The following is a 16514-nucleotide window of genomic DNA, read 5'->3' as shown; positions in this document are numbered from 1 at the left end:
CCACGCACCGACGACACAGCGCACGCGCGCACACCCAGGTCAGGGCGGGGGAGACCGCGCACACCGCGCGTCCCGCGCCCCGCGGCGCCCCGTCGCGGCGCCGCCGCGCGCCCCGCACCGCCCGCGCCGTGTCTGCCGCGGCGGCCGCTCCGGCGGCCCGCACCGGGCGCGGGGGATCGCGGTCGGGGCGCAACACGGGTGACCAAATGTTCTAAGGTAGGTCCGGCAATCGCAGCCCGGCCCCGGTGTGTTCGACACCGCCTCAGGGTCGACGGAGCGCGCCATCCCCTGACAACCGCGCCGTCACCTTGGTTGAGGCGCATTCTCGCGCAATGGGCCGGGCCAGACATGAGGAGTGGATTTGATCGCGCTGACGCTCGATCGGATCGCTGAGATCACCCAATCCCGACTAAGCGGGTCGGCGCGTCCAACGGATGTCGTGTCGGGTCCGGTCGTCATCGACTCACGACTGGCCGAGCCCGGGTCGCTCTTCGTCGCCCTGAGCGGCGAACGGGCCGACGGGCACGACTTCGCCGAATCCGCTGTCGCCGCGGGCGCCGCGGCGGTTCTGGGATCCCGGCCGGTCGCGGCGCCGCAGTTGCTCGCCGAAGGAGGCGACGAAGGAGTGGTGGCCGCGCTGGGCCGCCTGGCCCGGGCCGTGGCCGGCGAGCTGACCGACGCCGACATCGTCGGCGTCACCGGCTCCTCGGGCAAGACCACGACCAAGGACCTGCTCGCCCAGGTCCTCAGCGGTCTGGGCAGCACCATCGCCCCCGCCGGCTCGCTCAACAACGAGATCGGCCACCCGCTCACCGTGCTGCGCGCCGACGAGAGCACCCGGTTCATCGTCCTGGAGGTCGCCGCCCGCGGGCGCGGCCACATCGCCCACCTGTGCACCATCGCCCCGCCGCGCATCGGGGTGGTGCTCAACGTCGGCAGCGCCCACGTCGGCGAGTTCGGCAGCCGCGCCGCGATCGCCCAGGCCAAGGGCGAACTGGTGGAGGCGCTGCCCGCCGCCGCCGACGGCGGGGTCGCGGTGCTCAACGCCGACGACGACGCCGTCATCGCGATGGCCGCCCGCACCTCGGCCCGCGTCGTCTCCTACGGGCTCGCGCCCGAGGCCGACGTCCGCGCCGAGGACGTCCGGCTCGACGCCGCCGGCCGCGCCGCGTTCACCCTGCGCCTGGGCGGCGGCAGCGCGCCGGTGCGCCTGGCGCTCGTGGGCGCCCACCAGGTGCACAACGCCCTCGCCGTGGCGGCCGTGGCCGCCGAGTTCGGCATGGGGGCCGAGGCGGTCGCCGAGGCGCTGGGCAAGGCCGGCCCGGTGAGCCGCTGGCGCATGGAGGTCAGCGAGCTGCCCGACGGCGTGACCCTCGTCAACGACGCCTACAACGCCAACCCCGAGTCGGTGGCGGCGGCGCTGCGCACGCTGGAGGCCATCTCCGCGGACGGGCGCCGGCCGCTGGCCGTCCTGGGCGTCATGGCCGAACTGGGCGCGGCCCACGACGAGGAGCACCGCGCGGCCGGCCGGCTGGCGGCGCGGGCGGGCGCCGCCGCCCTCGTGGTCGTCGGCGACGACGCCGCGCCCATCGCCGAAGGGGCACGCGAGGTGCCCGAATGGCGCGGGGAGGTCGTGCGTGTCCCCGACGCCGCCCAAGCCGCCGCCGCGCTGCGCGCGCGGCTGCGGGCAGGAGACGTCGTCATGGTGAAGGGATCACGCGTGGCCGGGCTGGAGAAAGTCGCCGAGCTGCTGATGTCCGGGGAGGACGCCAAGTGACCGGCATTCTCGTCGCGGCGGGCCTGTCCCTGCTGGTCTCGCTGCTCATCATGCCGCTGGTGATCCGGATCCTGTACCGGTTCAAGTTCGGCCAGGAGGTCCGCGACGACGGCCCCGAGGGCCACAAGACCAAGCAGGGCACGCCCACCATGGGCGGCATCGTCATCATCCTGGGCGCCATCATCGGCTACTTCGGCTCCCACCTGGTGCTGATGACCCGGCCCACGGTCTCGGGCCTGCTGGTGATCTTCCTGTTCGTCGGCATGGGCGCCGTGGGCTTCCTCGACGACTTCATCAAGATCTACAAGCGGCGCAGCCTGGGCCTGCGCAGCGGCGCCAAGATGCTGGGCCAGACCATCGTCGGCGCCGGGTTCGCGGTCGGGGTCACCCAGTTCCCCAACGGCTACGGCTACACCCCCGCCTCGCCGCAGCTGTCCTTCCTGCGCGACTTCGGCCCGCCGCTGATGATCGGCGTGTTCGTGCTGTGGGCGCTGTTCCTCATCGTCGGGTTCTCCAACGCGGTCAACCTCACCGACGGCCTGGACGGCCTGGCCACCGGCGCGATGATCCTCTCGCTGGTCGCCTACGTCATCATCGGCAACTGGCAGCTGCGCCAGAGCTGCGTGGCCTACCTCTCGCCCAGCTGCTACCCGGTGCGCGACCCGCTGGACCTCGCGGTGGTGGCCGCCGCCTGCCTGGGCGGCTGCATCGGCTTCCTCTGGTACAACGCGCCGCCCGCCAAGATCTTCATGGGCGACACCGGCTCCCTGGCCCTGGGCGGCCTCATCGTGGGCCTGGCCATCACCACCCGCACCCAGCTGCTGCTGCTGATCATCGGCGGCCTGTTCGTGCTCATCACCCTGTCGGTGATGATCCAGATCAGCTCGTTCCGGCTCACCGGCAAACGGGTCTTCCGCATGGCGCCCCTGCAGCACCACTTCGAGCTGAAGGGCTGGGCCGAGACCACCATCGTCATCCGGTTCTGGATCATCCAGGGCCTGATGGTCGGCGTGGGCATCGGCCTGTTCTACCTGGAGTGGATGCCGCGGTGACCCCGGAGACCCCCGACTTCGCGACCGGGCTCAAGGACCGCGCGGTCTGCGTCGCCGGCCTGGGCGTCACCGGGCCGCCCACCGTCCGGGCGCTGCTGCGCCGCGGCGCCCGCGTCACCGTGGTCGACAACCGCGACGACGACGCCGCGCGGGCCGCGGCCGAGGAGCTGCGCGCCGAGGGCGCCCGCGCCGTACTGGGCGACTCCGCGCTGCCCGAGGGCACCGAGCTGGTCGTCATCTCGCCCGGCTGGCGCCCCGACTCCCCGCTGGCGCTCGCGGCGGCCGCCGCCGGGGTGGAGGTCATCGGCGACGTCGAACTCGCCTGGCGGCTGCGCCCGGCCACCCAGCGCTGGCTGGCCATCACCGGCACCAACGGCAAGACCACCACGGTGCGGATGCTGGAGGCGATGCTGCGCGCCGACGGCCGCGACGTCGCCGCGGCCGGCAACGTGGGCACCCCCCTGCTCCAGGCGGCCCTGCCCGACGACCGCGGCACCGCGCCCGACCTGCTCGTGGTGGAGCTGTCGAGCTTCCAGCTGCACTGGTCGGCCACCCTGGCCCCGCACGCCGGCGTCGTGCTCAACCTGGCCGCCGACCACCTCGACTGGCACGGCGGCCTGGAGCCCTACGCCCAGGCCAAGGGCCGCGTCTACGCCCGCGGCACCGTCCGGATCGCCAACGCCGACGACGACTGGTCGGCGCGCCTGGCCCAGCAGGGCGACCCGCACGCCCCCCTGCACGGGTTCACCCTGGGCGTGCCGCGCCCCGGCCAGCTCGGCGTGGTCGAGGACCTGCTGGTGGACCGCGCGTTCGTGGCCGACCCGCGCACCAGCGCCGAGGAGCTGGCCGCGGTGGGCGACGCCGTGCCGGCCGCGCCGCACAACGTCGCCAACGCGCTGGCGGCGGCGGCCCTGGCCCGCTCGGTGGGCGCCGCGCCGGAGTCGGTGCGCGCCGGGCTGCGGGCCTTCGCCCCCGAACCCCACCGCATCGCCCACGTCGCGCGGGTGGCCGAGGTCGACTACGTCGACGACTCCAAGGCCACCAACCCGCACGCCGCCGCCGCCTCCCTGGCCGCCTACCCCTCCGTCGTGTGGGTGGCCGGCGGCCTGCTCAAGGGCGCCGAGGTCGACGACCTGGTGCGCACCGCCGCGCCCCGGCTGCGCGCGGCCGTGCTGCTGGGCCGCGACCGCGACCGGCTGGCCCGCGCGCTGGCCGTCCACGCGCCCGAGGTCCCCGTGGTCGAGGTCGCCGGCACCGGCGAGGACGCCATGGCCGAGGCCGTCGCCGCCGCCGCGCGCCGGGCGCGCCCCGGCGACACCGTGCTGCTGGCCCCCGCCGCCGCGTCGATGGACATGTTCCGCGACTACAACGCGCGCGGCGACCGGTTCGCGGAGGCCGTGCGCGCGCTGTGACGCGCGGCCGCCCGCCGCAGCGCCCCGCGGGCGCCCGGCGGCGGGCGGCCCGCCGCCCCGTGGCCGCCCCTCAGCCGCCCACCTGCGGCGCGGTCGCGGCCGGATCCGGCCGCGCGCGTAGAAAGAAGCCCAACACGCGGAATATGTCCGAGGCTTCGCGGTCCGCACCCGCCAGACTTGTTCGTCGCTGGACAACGACGGCACGGGCGGAGGTGGCCAATGGCGGTGCCGACAACGATCCCCACGGCCGAGCGGGCGAGCACGACCCCCCGGAAGGTCGAGGAGCGGGGACGGTCGCCGCTGCGCGAACTGCCCGGGATCCTCAACCGGCCGCTGACCTCCTACTACCTCCTGGCCGGCGGCACCGCGCTGCTGACCACGCTGGGCCTGACCATGGTGCTGTCCTCCTCCATGGTGGACTCCTACACCGAGACCGGCTCGGCGTTCTCCCTGTTCGAGAAGCAGGTGTTCGCCGCCTCGGTGGGCCTGCCGCTGCTGGTGGTCGCCTCCCACCTGCCCATCCGGGTCTTCCGGATGCTGGGCTACCCGGCCATGCTCGCCTCGGTGGTGCTGCTGGTGCTCACCGTCTTCCACGGCGACGCCTACGGCAGCGGCGCCGTGCGCTGGATCGAGATCGCCGGGGTGACCGTCCAGGCGTCGGAGCCGGCCAAGCTCTCCTTCGCCCTGTGGGGCGCCAACGTGCTGGCGCGCCGCGAGGAGCTGCGCCAGCTGGTGGAGTGGCGCCAGTTGCTCATCCCGCTGCTGCCGGGCTGCGGCGTGCTCGTGGTGCTGGTGCTGATCGGCACCGACCTGGGCACCACGTTCGTGCTGCTGGCGATCTTCCTGGCGCTGCTGTGGGTGGTGGGCGCGCCCGGGCGGCTGTTTCTGGCGATGATCGGCCTGGTCATCTCGCTGGCCGGCATCATGATCGCGGTCGAGCCGTTCCGCCTGGCCCGCGTGACCTCCTTCCTCAACCCCCAGGCCGACCCCACCGACTCCGGCTTCCAGGCGCTGCACGGCCTCTACGCGCTGGGCACCGGCGGCGTGGTCGGCGTGGGCATCGGCGGCAGCCGCGAGAAGTGGGGCTTCCTGCCCCACCCCGAGAGCGACTTCATCTTCGCCATCATCGGCGAGGAGTTCGGCCTCATCGGCACCCTGGTCGTCGTGGGCCTCTTCGGCGTCCTCGGCTACGCTGGGCTGCGCGTCGCGTCGCGGGTCGGCGACCCCTTCGGCCGCCTCGCCGCCGCGGCCATCACCTGCTGGATCGTCATCCAGGCGATGGTCAACATCGGCACGGTCATCGGCGTCATGCCCATCACCGGCATCCCGCTGCCGCTGGTCTCGGCCGGGGGCTCCTCGCTGATCCCCACGATGCTGGCGCTGGGCATCCTGCTGGCCCTGGCCAAGGCCGAGCCCGATGCCCGCGCGGCCCTGGCCGCCCGCGGTCCGAGCCGGGTGCAAAGGGCTCTAAGCTGGCTGGGCCTGGAGTACTCGGCATCCGGCGCCCCGTCCAGGCGGACCGGAGCCGCGGCGCAGGCCCACAACGGATCGCGCGCGACGCAGGTTCAAGCGAGGAGGAATCGGCGACGATGAGGGTAGCCCTCGCCGGAGGCGGCACGGCCGGGCATATCGAGCCCGCGCTCTCCCTGGCCGATGCGCTTCGGCGCATCGACCCGCAGACCCAGATCCTGTGTCTGGGCACCGAACGAGGACTGGAGACCCGCCTCGTTCCCATGCGGGGCTACGAACTGGGGACCATCCCGGCGGTGCCGCTGCCCCGCCGGCTCACCCCGCAGCTGCTGCAGGTGCCCGGCAAGCTCGCCAGCGCCATCAGCGCGGCGGGGGCCCACCTGGACCGCCTCGGCGCCGACATCCTGGTCGGGTTCGGCGGCTACGTCGCCACCCCCGGCTACCTCGCGGCGCGCCGCCGCAGGATCCCCCTGGTGATCCACGAGGCCAACCCGCTGCCGGGCCTGGCCAACCGGCTCGGCGCGCGGCTGACCCCGCACGTGTTCACCGGGCACCCCCACTGCGACATCCGCCACGGCCGCTTCATCGGCATCCCGCTGCGCGAGCAGATCTCCCAGCTGGACCGGCTGGCCACCGGCGACAAGGCGCGGGCGCACTTCGGGCTGCGGCCCGAGCTGCCCACCCTGCTGATCTTCGGCGGCTCCCAGGGCGCCCAGGCGCTCAACCAGGCCGCGTTCGACTCCGCCGACCACTTCCGGCTGGCCGGGGTGCAGGTGCTGCACGTGGTCGGCCCCAACAACGCCACCGAGCCCGAGGACCGCACCCGCGACGGCGTGCCCTACGTTGTGGTGCCCTACGTGGACCGCATGGACCTCGCCTACGCCGCGGCCGACGTCGCCATGTGCCGCTCCGGCGCCATGACCTGCGCCGAGCTGACGGCCGTGGGCCTGCCCGGCGCGTTCGTGCCGCTGCCCATCGGCAACGGCGAGCAGCGCCTCAACGCCGAGCCGATCGTCGAGGCCGGCGGCGGCCTGCTGGTCAACAACGCCGACCTCACCCCGCAGTGGATCGCGCAGTACCTCATCCCGCTGCTCACCGACACCGACCGGGTGGTCGCCATGTCGGAGGCCGCCTCGCGCATGGGCCGCCGCGACGCCGACATGGAGCTGGCCCGCGAGGTCATGGCGATCGCGCGCGGCGAGCGCCCCGCCCCCGAGCCGCCGATCTACGACGACCCCGACGACGACGCCTACGTCGACGACGGGAAGGACCTGCGGTGAGCCTGGTCGAACACACCGAGCCGGTGCCGGTCGGCAAGCTGGGCCGGGTGCACTTCGTCGGCATGGGCGGGGTCGGCATGTCCGGGATCGCCCGCGTGCTGCTCCAGCTGGGCGTGGAGGTCAGCGGCAGCGACGCCAAGGACGGCCGGCTGCTGCGCGACCTCGCCGAACTCGGCGCCGACGCCCACGTCGGCCACGACGCCGCCCACGTGGGCACCGCCGACACCGTGGTGGTGTCCTCGGCGGTGCGCCCCGACAACCCCGAACTGGTCGAGGCCCGCCGGCGCGGGCTGCGCGTGCTGCCCCGCGCCGCCGCGCTGGGCGCGCTGCTGCTGGAGCGCCGGGGCGTGGCCGTGGCCGGCACCCACGGCAAGACCACCACCACCTCGATGCTGACCGTCGTCCTCCAGCAGGCCGGCGCCGAACCCGGCTACGTCATCGGCGGATCGCTGGCCACCACCGGGCTGGGCGCCGACGCCGGGGCCGGCGAGGTCATCGTGGCCGAGGCCGACGAGAGCGACGGCTCCTTTCTGATGCTCTCGCCCGAGGTCGCGGTCGTGACCAACGTCGAGGCCGACCACCTGGACAACTACAGCGGCGGCCTGGAGCAGATCCACGCCAACTTCGCGGCGTTCGCCGGGCGCGTGGGCGCCACCCTCGTCGCGGGCGCCGACGACCCCGGCGCGCGGCGCGTGGCCGAGACCGCCGCCCGCCTGGGTAAGCGGGTCGTCACCTTCGGTGAGGCCGCAGACGCCGACTACCGGGTCTCCGACGTCGCGGCCGAGGGGTTCCGCACCGCCTTCACGCTCACCCCGCCCGGCGGCGAGCCGCTGCGCGGGGAGCTGGCCGTGCCGGGCCGGCACAACGTGCTCAACGCCGCGGCCGCCGTGGCGGCGGCCGACGTGCTGGGCCACGACCCCCAGGTCGCGCTGGCCGGGCTCGCCGCCTTCACCGGGGTGGGCCGCCGCTTCGAGCTGAAGGGCACCTCCGGGGGGGTGGCGGTCTACGACAGCTACGCCCACCACCCCACCGAGATCGCGGCCGACCTGCGCGCCGCGCGTGCGGCCCTGGACACCCGCGAGCCCGACGGCGCCGCGCCGGGCCGGGTCGTGGCGGTGTTCCAGCCCCATCTGTACAGTCGCACCCGGATCTTCGCCGCGGAGTTCGCCGAGGCGCTGGCCCTGGCCGACGAGGCCGTGGTGCTGCCCGTCTACGCCGCGCGCGAGGACCCCGAGCCCGGGGTCGGCGCCGAGCTGATCACCGACCGGATCCCCGGCGACGGCGCGCACGTCCACCTCATCGCCGACCGCGACGATGCGGTGGCCCGCGCCGCCGCGCTGGCGCGGCCCGGCGACATCGTGCTGACCATGGGCGCGGGCGACGTCACCGAGCTGGGGCCGCGCATCGTCGCGGCGCTGCCGGGGGCCAAGGACTGACCGCCGGTCCGGGCGGCGGCCCGCGCCGGCACCGGCGCGCCGCCCGCCCGGGCGGACGGCCGGGGGAGTGCGCGGGGCAGCGAAGGACGGTGAGGGCAGGGGTGAGCGCGACCACCGAGGAGTCCGCGCCGCGCGGCGCCGACGGCGGCGCGCGGCGGCCCGGCCGGCGCCGGTCGGACCCCTGGAAGGTCGCCTTCGTGGTCCTGCTCATCGTCACGGCGCTGACCGTGGTCACCTGGCTGCTGCTGGGCTCGCGGCTGCTGGTGGTGCGCGAGGTCGAGGTCACCGGCACCGACCGGCTCGACCCCGCGCAGGTCGCCGCGGCCGTGGACGTCGCCACCGGCACGCCGCTGGCCCGCGTCGACACCGCCGCGGCCGAGCGGCGGGCGCGCGAGCTGCGCCTGGTGGAGTCGGTCGAGGTCTCGCGGGGCTGGCCGGCCACGCTGCGGGTGGAGGTCGTGGAGCGCACCCCCCGACTGGCCATGCGCGCCGGCGACGGCTTCCGCCTGGTCGACGGCGACGGCGTGCGGGTGGCCGACACCGACACCCGCCCCGAGGACTACCCGCTGATCACGGTCGACGGCGAACCCGAGGGGGACCCGGCCGTCGCGGCGGCCGCCGAGGTCGTGGCCCAGATGCCGGCGGCCGTGGCCGGGCGGGTGGAGGAGATCGACGCCCAGGAGCGGGCGGCGATCACGCTCACCCTGGACGACGGCGCCGTGGTCCAGTGGGGCGGCACCGAGCGCACGGCCGAGAAGAGCGAGATCCTCACCATCCTGCTGCACGAGCACCCTTCGGGGCCCGACCGCAGCTACGACGTGAGCGCGCCGGACATGGCCGTCGTGAAGTAGGTGCGCCACGCCTGCCCGGACCGGGTGGCCCGGACGGCTTCCGGACGCAGGAGGCCGACATTCCCGACGCGACGCGCCGGGATCGGACATCGCCTCACCGTGCGACACGCCGTTAGGCTGAACTCCGTGGTTAGTTGCCCCTTGGCAGGCCGCGGCCTACTGTCGGGAAGCACTACCGTTGGTTGACATAAGTATGGATCTGAGACTTTAGGGCGATTGCGGCGGGCGCCCGGCAGGGCGCCGCCCGGCGCCCGCACCGGGAACCCGGTCGGCACTCGCCGGCACCACGGGCACCCGCAAGAGGAAGACTGTAGAACCGGACAGCCAACCGTCCGGGCCGCCACCGGGGGACACAGCGTCCCGCTGCGGTGGGACGGCGGTTGGCCGATGCGAGCGGAAAGGCCCCTCGTCGTGGCAGCACCGCAGAATTACCTCGCGGTCATCAAGGTCGTCGGCATCGGCGGCGGCGGCGTCAACGCCGTCAACCGGATGATCGAAGAGGGACTCAAGGGCGTCGAGTTCATCGCCATCAACACCGACGCTCAGGCGCTGCTCATGAGTGATGCCGACGTCAAGCTCGACGTGGGCCGCGAACTGACCCGCGGACTGGGCGCGGGGGCCAACCCCGAGGTCGGCCGCAAGGCCGCCGAGGACCACCGCGAGGAGATCGAGGAGGTCCTCAAGGGCGCCGACATGGTCTTCGTCACGGCCGGCGAGGGCGGTGGCACCGGCACCGGCGGTGCGCCCGTGGTCGCCGACATCGCCCGCTCGCTGGGGGCCCTCACCATCGGCGTGGTCACCCGCCCGTTCGGCTTCGAGGGCAAGCGCCGCGCCACCCAGGCCGAGGCCGGGATCGCGATGCTGCGCGAGGAGGTCGACACCCTCATCGTGATCCCCAACGACCGGCTGCTGTCGATCTCCGACCGCCAGGTCAGCGTGCTCGACGCGTTCAAGGCCGCCGACCAGGTGCTGCTGTCCGGTGTGCAGGGCATCACCGACCTGATCACCACGCCCGGCCTGATCAACCTGGACTTCGCCGACGTGAAGTCGGTCATGCAGGGCGCGGGGTCGGCCCTGATGGGCATCGGCTCGGCGCGCGGCGACGACCGCGCCGTGGCCGCCGCCGAGATGGCGATCTCCTCGCCGCTGCTGGAGGCCAGCATCGACGGCGCCCACGGGGTGCTGCTGTCCATCCAGGGCGGCTCCGACCTCGGTCTCTTCGAGATCAACGAGGCCGCTCAGCTCGTGGCGAACTCCGCGGCGCCCGAGGCCAACATCATCTTCGGCGCGGTCATCGACGACGCCCTGGGCGACGAGGTCCGCGTCACCGTCATCGCGGCCGGGTTCGACGAGCCGCGCAACGAGGCGCTGGGGCCCCAGCGCGACGCCGCGCCGGCGCCCGAGCGCCCGCGCGAGGCCGCCGCCCCGCCGGCGCCCCCGCGCGCCGAGGTGCGGCCGGTGGCCGCCGAGCCGTGCCGCCCCGAGCCCGCGCCGGAGCCCGAACCCGAGCCCGAGCCGGTGCGCGAGGAGCCGCGGCGCCCCGAGGCGGCGGCCGAGCCGGAGCCCGAGCCCGCCCCCGAGCCCGAGCCGGAGGCCCCCGAGGCCCCCGAGGCCCCCGAGGCCCGCGATCCCGATCCCGACCCCGAGGACGACCACCGCGCGCGCGGCATCCGCGCCGTCAACGACGCCGGCTACACCCAGGTGCGCGGCACCGGCACCGACGGCTCGTTCACGCGTTCGGGCGACGTCCCCACGCCGCGCCGCCGGGTGATCTTCGACGACCCCGACGACCTCGACGTTCCCGACTTCCTGAAGTAGGCACCCGGGCGCCGGCCCCCGCGGACGGCGCCCGACCCGGGCGTACCGGCGGCGGCGCACCCCGCCGCCGGTACGCTTTTTCGCGTCCGCGAACCGGCGACGAAAGGTGCAGCGCAGGCAATGGACCAGGCTACGGATGCCGCGATCGGGCTGGCCCCCGGAGTGCGCGCCGGGTTCACCCGGCGCCACGACGGCGGGGTCAGCGCCGCCCCCTACGACTCCCTCAACCTCGGCCTGGGTGTCGGCGACGACCGCGCCGCGGTCCTGGAGAACCGGCGCCGGGCGGCCGCCGGCCTGGGCTTCGACCCTGACCGGGTGGTCTGGATGGACCAGGTGCACAGCGCAGAGGTCGCGGTGGCCGAGGAGCCCGGCGTGGTGGGCCGGGTGGACGGCGTGGTGACCGCGCGGCGCGACCTGGTCCTGGCGGCGCTGGCCGCCGACTGTCTGCCCATCCTGGCCGCCGACCACGAGGCGGGCGTCATCGGCGCGGCCCACTCCGGCCGCCTGGGCACCGCCGCCGGGATCGCCGGGGAGCTGGTGGCCGCCATGGTGCGGCTGGGCGCCCGGCCCGAGCGCCTGCGCGTGCTCCTGGGCCCGGCCATCTGCGGGGAGTGCTACGAGGTCCCGGCCGGGATGCGGGACGAGATCGCCCGGACCGTGCCAGAGGCGGCCGGCCGCACCCGGGCCGGGACCCCCGCGATCGACATGCGGGCCGCGGCGGCCGCCCAGCTGCGCGCGGCCGGTGTCGGCCACATCGCGGTGGACGGGCGGTGCACCCTGGAGACCCCGGAGATGTTCTCCCACCGGCGCGGCGCGCCCACGGGCCGGTTCGCGGGGTATGTCTGGTGGCATGGCGATGACCAGGGATGACATCACGGGCGCCGGGGGCGCCGGTGCGGACGCGCCGGCGGGGCCCGCCCGGCGCGAACGGCTCCGGGCCAACCTGGCGGCCCTGCGCGAGCGCGTCGCGGCCGCCTGCGCCGCGGCGGGCCGCCCGCCCGAGGAGGTGAGCGTCATCGCGGTCACCAAGACCTTCCCGGCCTCCGACGTGCGCGCCCTGGCCGAACTGGGGGTCACCGACGTGGGCGAGAACCGCGACCAGGAGGCCGCGGCCAAGGCGGCCGCCTGCGCCGACCTGCCGCTGCGCTGGCACTTCGTGGGCCAGTTGCAGACCAACAAGGCCAGGTCGGTGGCCCGCTACGCCCACCTGGTGCACTCGGTGGACCGGGAGCGCCTGGTCCGCGCCCTGGGCGCCCGGGCCCGCGCGGAGGGGCGCGAGGTGGGCTGCCTGGTGCAGGTCAACCTGGACCCCGACTCCGCGGCAGGGGTGCTGGGGCCCCGGGGCGGCGCCGACCCCGGCGACGTCCTGGCCGTGGCCGACGCCATCGCGGGGGAGGAGGGGCTGCTGCTGGAGGGGGTTATGGCGGTCGCTCCGCGCGAAGGCGACCCCGATGCGGCGTTCGCCCGGCTATATGCGGTCGCCGAGCGGGTCAGGGATCGCTACGCTCAGGCCAGGACGATCTCGGCCGGGATGAGCGGTGACCTGGAGGCCGCCGTCCGTCAAGGTGCGACACATCTGCGGGTCGGAACGGCGTTGCTCGATGATCGCAACCCGAACGTGGGGTAATGTCCCCACATGGACCTTGGCGCCCAAGTGTCGAGTTCGCCCGTCTGGCGGACCCGGGCGGACCTGGGCCGACACGGACACAGTCATCTGCGGTGCAGCACCACAGGGACGACGGAGGACAAGAGATGGCCGGCGCGATGCGCAAGATGGCGGTCTACCTCGGCCTCGTGGAGGACGACCGCTACGATCACCGCTATGCGGACGAATACGATGACTTCGACGACTTCGAGGAAGGCGTCGAGGGCCGCCGCGACCGCGACATCGATCACGGCGGCGATCCCCGTGTCGACTCCATGACGGATGCGGATGACTACACCATGTCCCCTTCAGAGCGGCGCATCCCGACTCACACCACCCCCGCCACCGCGGACCTCGCGCGTATCACTACGCTGCATCCCCGGACGTACAACGAAGCGCGTACTATCGGAGAGCATTTCCGGGAAGGTATACCGGTGATCATGAACCTGACCGAGATGGTCGACAGTGACGCCAAGCGTCTGGTCGACTTCGCGGCGGGGCTGATCTTCGGTCTGCATGGCAGTATCGAGCGCGTGACCAACAAGGTGTTCTTGTTGTCCCCGGCTAATGTTGAGGTGACCGCTGAAGACAAAGCACGCATCGCCGAGCGAGGGTTCTTCAACCAGAGTTAGATCATCACAGATGTCCAGAGATTGGGTCGGGGAACGACCGTGAGTATCGTGCAGTCCGTCGTCATCATCCTGCTGAACCTGTTCATGCTGGTGCTGATCGCGCGGCTCGTCTTCGAACTCGTACAGTCGTTCGCACGCTCGTGGCGACCGAGCGGGTTCGTACTGGTACTCGCGGAGACCACATACACCATCACCGACCCGCCCCTGAGGTTCCTGCGTCGGTTTATCCCCCCCGTACGTTTGGGGAGTGTGGCGCTTGACCTGAGCTTCACCGTCCTCTTCCTCTTCGTGGTGATCCTTATCCAGATCGTAAGTTCGATCTCGTTCATCTAGAAGGTCACAGATGTCGGAAAGGTAAGCCCTGGTTTCGATATGTGGCCTTGGTCATGATCTGGATTGCCGTAAGGTCACGATCAGGTAGCGTCCCTACGGACACAGTCCAAGCGCGCCAAGGAGACGAACATGCCGCTTACACCCGCGGATGTGCGGAATAAGCAGTTCAGTACGACCCGGCTCCGGCCGGGGTATGACGAGGAAGAGGTCGACGCGTTCCTCGACGAGGTCGAGTCCGAGCTGGACCGGCTCATCCAGGAGAACGAGGAGCTGCGTGGCAAGCTCGCCGAGTGCCTGCGGGGCAAGGTGCCCAACGCGGGCATGCAGGACTTCCAGCAGCCCCAGGACCAGCTCCCGCCCGAGCCGCCGCAGCCCGAGCCGATCCGGCCCGAGCCGCCGCAGCCGCAGGTGGAGCAGCAGATCCCGGCCATGGCCGGCATGGGCCTGCCCGGCTCCGAGGAGAACATGGACACCGCGGCGCGCGTGCTCGCCCTCGCGCAGCAGACCGCCGACCAGGCGATCTCCGACGCCCGCCGCGAGGCCGACGAGACCCTGGGCCGCGCCCGCCACGAGGCCGACGACATCCTCGGCAAGGCCCGCCGCCAGGCCGAGCAGATCGTCAACGAGGCCCGCGCCCGCTCCGAGAACCTCGACCGCGACGCGCAGGAGCGCCACCGCCAGGTCATGGGCTCGCTCGTGCAGCAGCGCGAGGAGCTGGAGCACAAGGTCGCCGGGCTCAAGGACTTCGAGCGCGAGTACCGCAGCCGGCTGAAGGACTACTTCGAGCGGCAGCTCCGGGAGCTGGCCGAGGGCGCCACCGACAACGAGCCCGGCCCCAACCCCAACACCACCGGCGGCTTCCAGACCATGGCCCCCACCGGCGGTCAGCCCGGCATGCAGCACACCGGTCCCGGTGGCGGCGTCCCCGGCAACCCGTTCGCCCAGCCCGAGCCCGCCCAGCACGGCGGCTACCACCCGGGCGACGGACCGCACGACCGCCGCTGAGCCCCACCGCTGCCGCAACTCCGGTGCGCCGCCCATCCGCGGCCTCCGGCGTACCAGCGGTAGCAGGCGCGCGGCACGGCGGGCGGCCCCGGGCCGCTCCGCCGCGCAGTACCGCACAACACAACCCTTGAGTGAAGGCTTTCCTGTTCCGTGTTCATCCTCAGCCTCGTCACCCTGGTGGCGGCTCTGGCGGTCATCGCCTTCGGGGTGATGCTCGCCGAGACCACGTTGGTCTACATCGCCCTCGGCCTGGGCGGCCTCGGTGCCGTCCTGCTGGCGGTCGAGGTGGTCCGGTCACGCGCCTACCTGGGTCTCCCGGGCGGGGCTGAGCCGGCGGCACCGGCCGCCGCGGCGGGAAGCGGGTCGTACGCGGCCGGTCGGGCACGGACGGACGGTTTGGGGAAGTCGTCCGTCCCCGCCCCGGCGGCCGCGCCGGGCGCGCCCCCCGCGCCCACGCGGACCGGAAGCACCAGGGGAGACGGGTTGTTCGCGCCCGCGCTGACGGAGGAGTCGGTGCGGGCCGCGGCGTACCGGCAGCCCCCGAGCGGGGCGCCGGGCCGCCCCACGGGCGCCGCGGCCTCCGGCGGCCACGGGCCCTACCGCTACCCGGCCGCGGCCGGATCCGGCCACACCGCACCGGCGGCGCCCGCCCCCACGGGCGGACCCGGAGGACCGGGCGGAGCGGACCGGCCGGAGCAGGCCGACACCACCGCAGGCCGCGTGAGCGAGCCGACCGGCGAGGAGCGAGTGGAGCAGCCGGCCGCGGCGGCGAGCGCCGCCCCCACGGCGGATGCCGAGCCGCGCACCGAGTCCGAGGCTCCGCGCGAGGACACCCCGCACGGCGCCGCGGAGCCGGAGGCCGACGTGCCGGAGCCGTCGGCGGCCGAGACGCCCGAAGAGCGCGGCGTCCCCGACTTCGCGGAGTCGGCCGTGGTGGGCTCCACCACCCCCGCCGTCGATTCGTCGGAGCGGGCTTCCGAATCACCGGCCGCACCCACTGAGGGTCCGGCCGACGAAACCACGCCCGAAGCCGCCCCGGCGTCCGAGCCCCTCGGCTCACGCGAACCGGTCGACGGCGTCGAGGCGATCGACGAGTCCGACCGCGACCTGTCCTTCAGCGCCTTCGTGCAGGGCCTGCGCACGGACGACACCGACGAGGACACCGACGACGCCGCCTACGAGGTGCGCACCGGGCCGGAGGCGCCGGAGGGCGTGGCCGAGGCGGCGGACGCCGAGCCCGAGCCCCGGCAGGCGGCCGGGGACGGGGAGGAACCCGCTTCGGCCGCCGGCGCGGTCGAAGCCGGGGGCCCCGACCGCCCCGAGTCGGAGTCCGGTCGGGGTGCCGAGGCCGGGGAGCCCGCTCCGGACGCGCCGCCCGAGGCGGCGGACACCGCCGACGAGCCCGCGGCGGCGACCGGGGCCGCCGAGGACGCGGCGGAGACAGCGGACACAGGGGACACCGCGGCCGCTCCCGACGCCGATGCCCGGCCCGTGCGGGAGGAGGTGCCGGAGGACCCGGCCACCCAGCCCATCGACCTGAGCGCCCTGGCTCCGTCGGAGCCCGAACGCGACGCCGCGCCGGAGGAGTCCGCCGCACCGTACTTCAAGCCCGAGGCCGAGTCCGCGGAGACGGACGACCCCGAGTTGACCGCCTCGTCGCCGTCGATCCAGCGGCCCGAGGAGCAGCGGGAGCCTTCGGCGGACACCGCGTCCGCCGAGGACGAGTCCGCCGCCGACGAGGACCAGGACCCCGACCAGACGGTCGTCATCCGCCGCAGGACGGACGACGAGGACCGCGCCTAG

General features: G+C 74.2%; 14 protein-coding genes. All 14 read left to right on the top strand.

Annotated elements, in window-relative coordinates; translation table 11 throughout:
• Nucleotides 1–361 precede the first annotated feature (361 nt).
• The 14 genes from HNR12_RS05510 (at nt 362) to HNR12_RS05445 (ending at nt 16514) form a co-directional block, all read left to right on the top strand.
• A complete protein-coding gene (locus HNR12_RS05510; protein ID WP_179766479.1) occupies nt 362–1777 on the top strand; it encodes a UDP-N-acetylmuramoyl-tripeptide--D-alanyl-D-alanine ligase in 1416 nt (471 codons plus the stop codon).
• Nucleotides 1774–2829, top strand: a complete 1056-nt coding sequence (gene mraY, locus HNR12_RS05505) for a phospho-N-acetylmuramoyl-pentapeptide-transferase (protein WP_179766478.1) — start codon at nt 1774–1776, stop codon at nt 2827–2829. The genes HNR12_RS05510 and mraY overlap by 4 nt, the downstream gene beginning before the upstream one ends.
• A complete protein-coding gene (murD, locus tag HNR12_RS05500; protein ID WP_338119723.1) occupies nt 2826–4241 on the top strand; it encodes a UDP-N-acetylmuramoyl-L-alanine--D-glutamate ligase in 1416 nt (471 codons plus the stop codon). Before mraY ends, murD begins: the two co-directional genes overlap by 4 nt.
• Before the next feature lie 219 nt (nt 4242–4460).
• Nucleotides 4461–5834, top strand: coding sequence for a putative lipid II flippase FtsW (gene ftsW, locus HNR12_RS05495; protein ID WP_179766476.1), 1374 nt, complete (start codon nt 4461–4463; stop codon nt 5832–5834).
• A complete protein-coding gene (murG, locus tag HNR12_RS05490; RefSeq protein ID WP_179766475.1) occupies nt 5831–6991 on the top strand; it encodes an undecaprenyldiphospho-muramoylpentapeptide beta-N-acetylglucosaminyltransferase in 1161 nt (386 codons plus the stop codon). The genes ftsW and murG overlap by 4 nt, the downstream gene beginning before the upstream one ends.
• Entirely contained in the window at nt 6988–8427 is a 1440-nt protein-coding gene (murC, locus tag HNR12_RS05485; protein WP_179766474.1) for a UDP-N-acetylmuramate--L-alanine ligase, read from the top strand. The genes murG and murC overlap by 4 nt, the downstream gene beginning before the upstream one ends.
• A gap of 101 nt (nt 8428–8528) precedes the next feature.
• Nucleotides 8529–9278 carry a cell division protein FtsQ/DivIB gene (locus HNR12_RS05480; RefSeq protein WP_179766473.1) on the top strand — a complete coding sequence of 250 codons (750 nt, stop codon included), beginning with the start codon at nt 8529–8531 and terminating at the stop codon, nt 9276–9278.
• 411 nt (nt 9279–9689) lie between these two features.
• Nucleotides 9690–11096 carry a cell division protein FtsZ gene (ftsZ, locus tag HNR12_RS05475; RefSeq protein WP_179766472.1) on the top strand — a complete coding sequence of 469 codons (1407 nt, stop codon included), beginning with the start codon at nt 9690–9692 and terminating at the stop codon, nt 11094–11096.
• 120 nt (nt 11097–11216) lie between these two features.
• A complete protein-coding gene (gene pgeF / locus HNR12_RS05470) occupies nt 11217–11966 on the top strand; it encodes a peptidoglycan editing factor PgeF (RefSeq protein WP_179766471.1) in 750 nt (249 codons plus the stop codon).
• Nucleotides 11953–12723, top strand: coding sequence for a YggS family pyridoxal phosphate-dependent enzyme (locus HNR12_RS05465; protein WP_179766470.1), 771 nt, complete (start codon nt 11953–11955; stop codon nt 12721–12723). The genes pgeF and HNR12_RS05465 overlap by 14 nt, the downstream gene beginning before the upstream one ends.
• Before the next feature lie 125 nt (nt 12724–12848).
• The gene (locus tag HNR12_RS05460) at nt 12849–13373 is read left to right on the top strand and encodes a cell division protein SepF (RefSeq protein WP_179766469.1); all 525 of its coding nucleotides are present in this window, start codon (nt 12849–12851) and stop codon (nt 13371–13373) included.
• Nucleotides 13374–13412: 39 nt separating this feature from the next.
• Nucleotides 13413–13706, top strand: a complete 294-nt coding sequence (locus HNR12_RS05455; RefSeq protein WP_179766468.1) for a YggT family protein — start codon at nt 13413–13415, stop codon at nt 13704–13706.
• Between the two features lie 129 nt (nt 13707–13835).
• Nucleotides 13836–14711: a DivIVA domain-containing protein gene (locus tag HNR12_RS05450; protein ID WP_179766467.1), complete on the top strand. Its 876-nt coding sequence runs from the start codon at nt 13836–13838 to the stop codon at nt 14709–14711.
• 150 nt (nt 14712–14861) lie between these two features.
• Nucleotides 14862–16514, top strand: coding sequence for a hypothetical protein (locus HNR12_RS05445; protein WP_179766466.1), 1653 nt, complete (start codon nt 14862–14864; stop codon nt 16512–16514).

This window comes from Streptomonospora nanhaiensis (assembly GCF_013410565.1).
In the GTDB taxonomy this organism is placed as follows: domain Bacteria; phylum Actinomycetota; class Actinomycetes; order Streptosporangiales; family Streptosporangiaceae; genus Streptomonospora; species Streptomonospora nanhaiensis.
The sequence above is the reverse complement of the archived record's forward strand: the minus strand, read 5'-3'. Positions and strand labels throughout refer to the sequence as shown.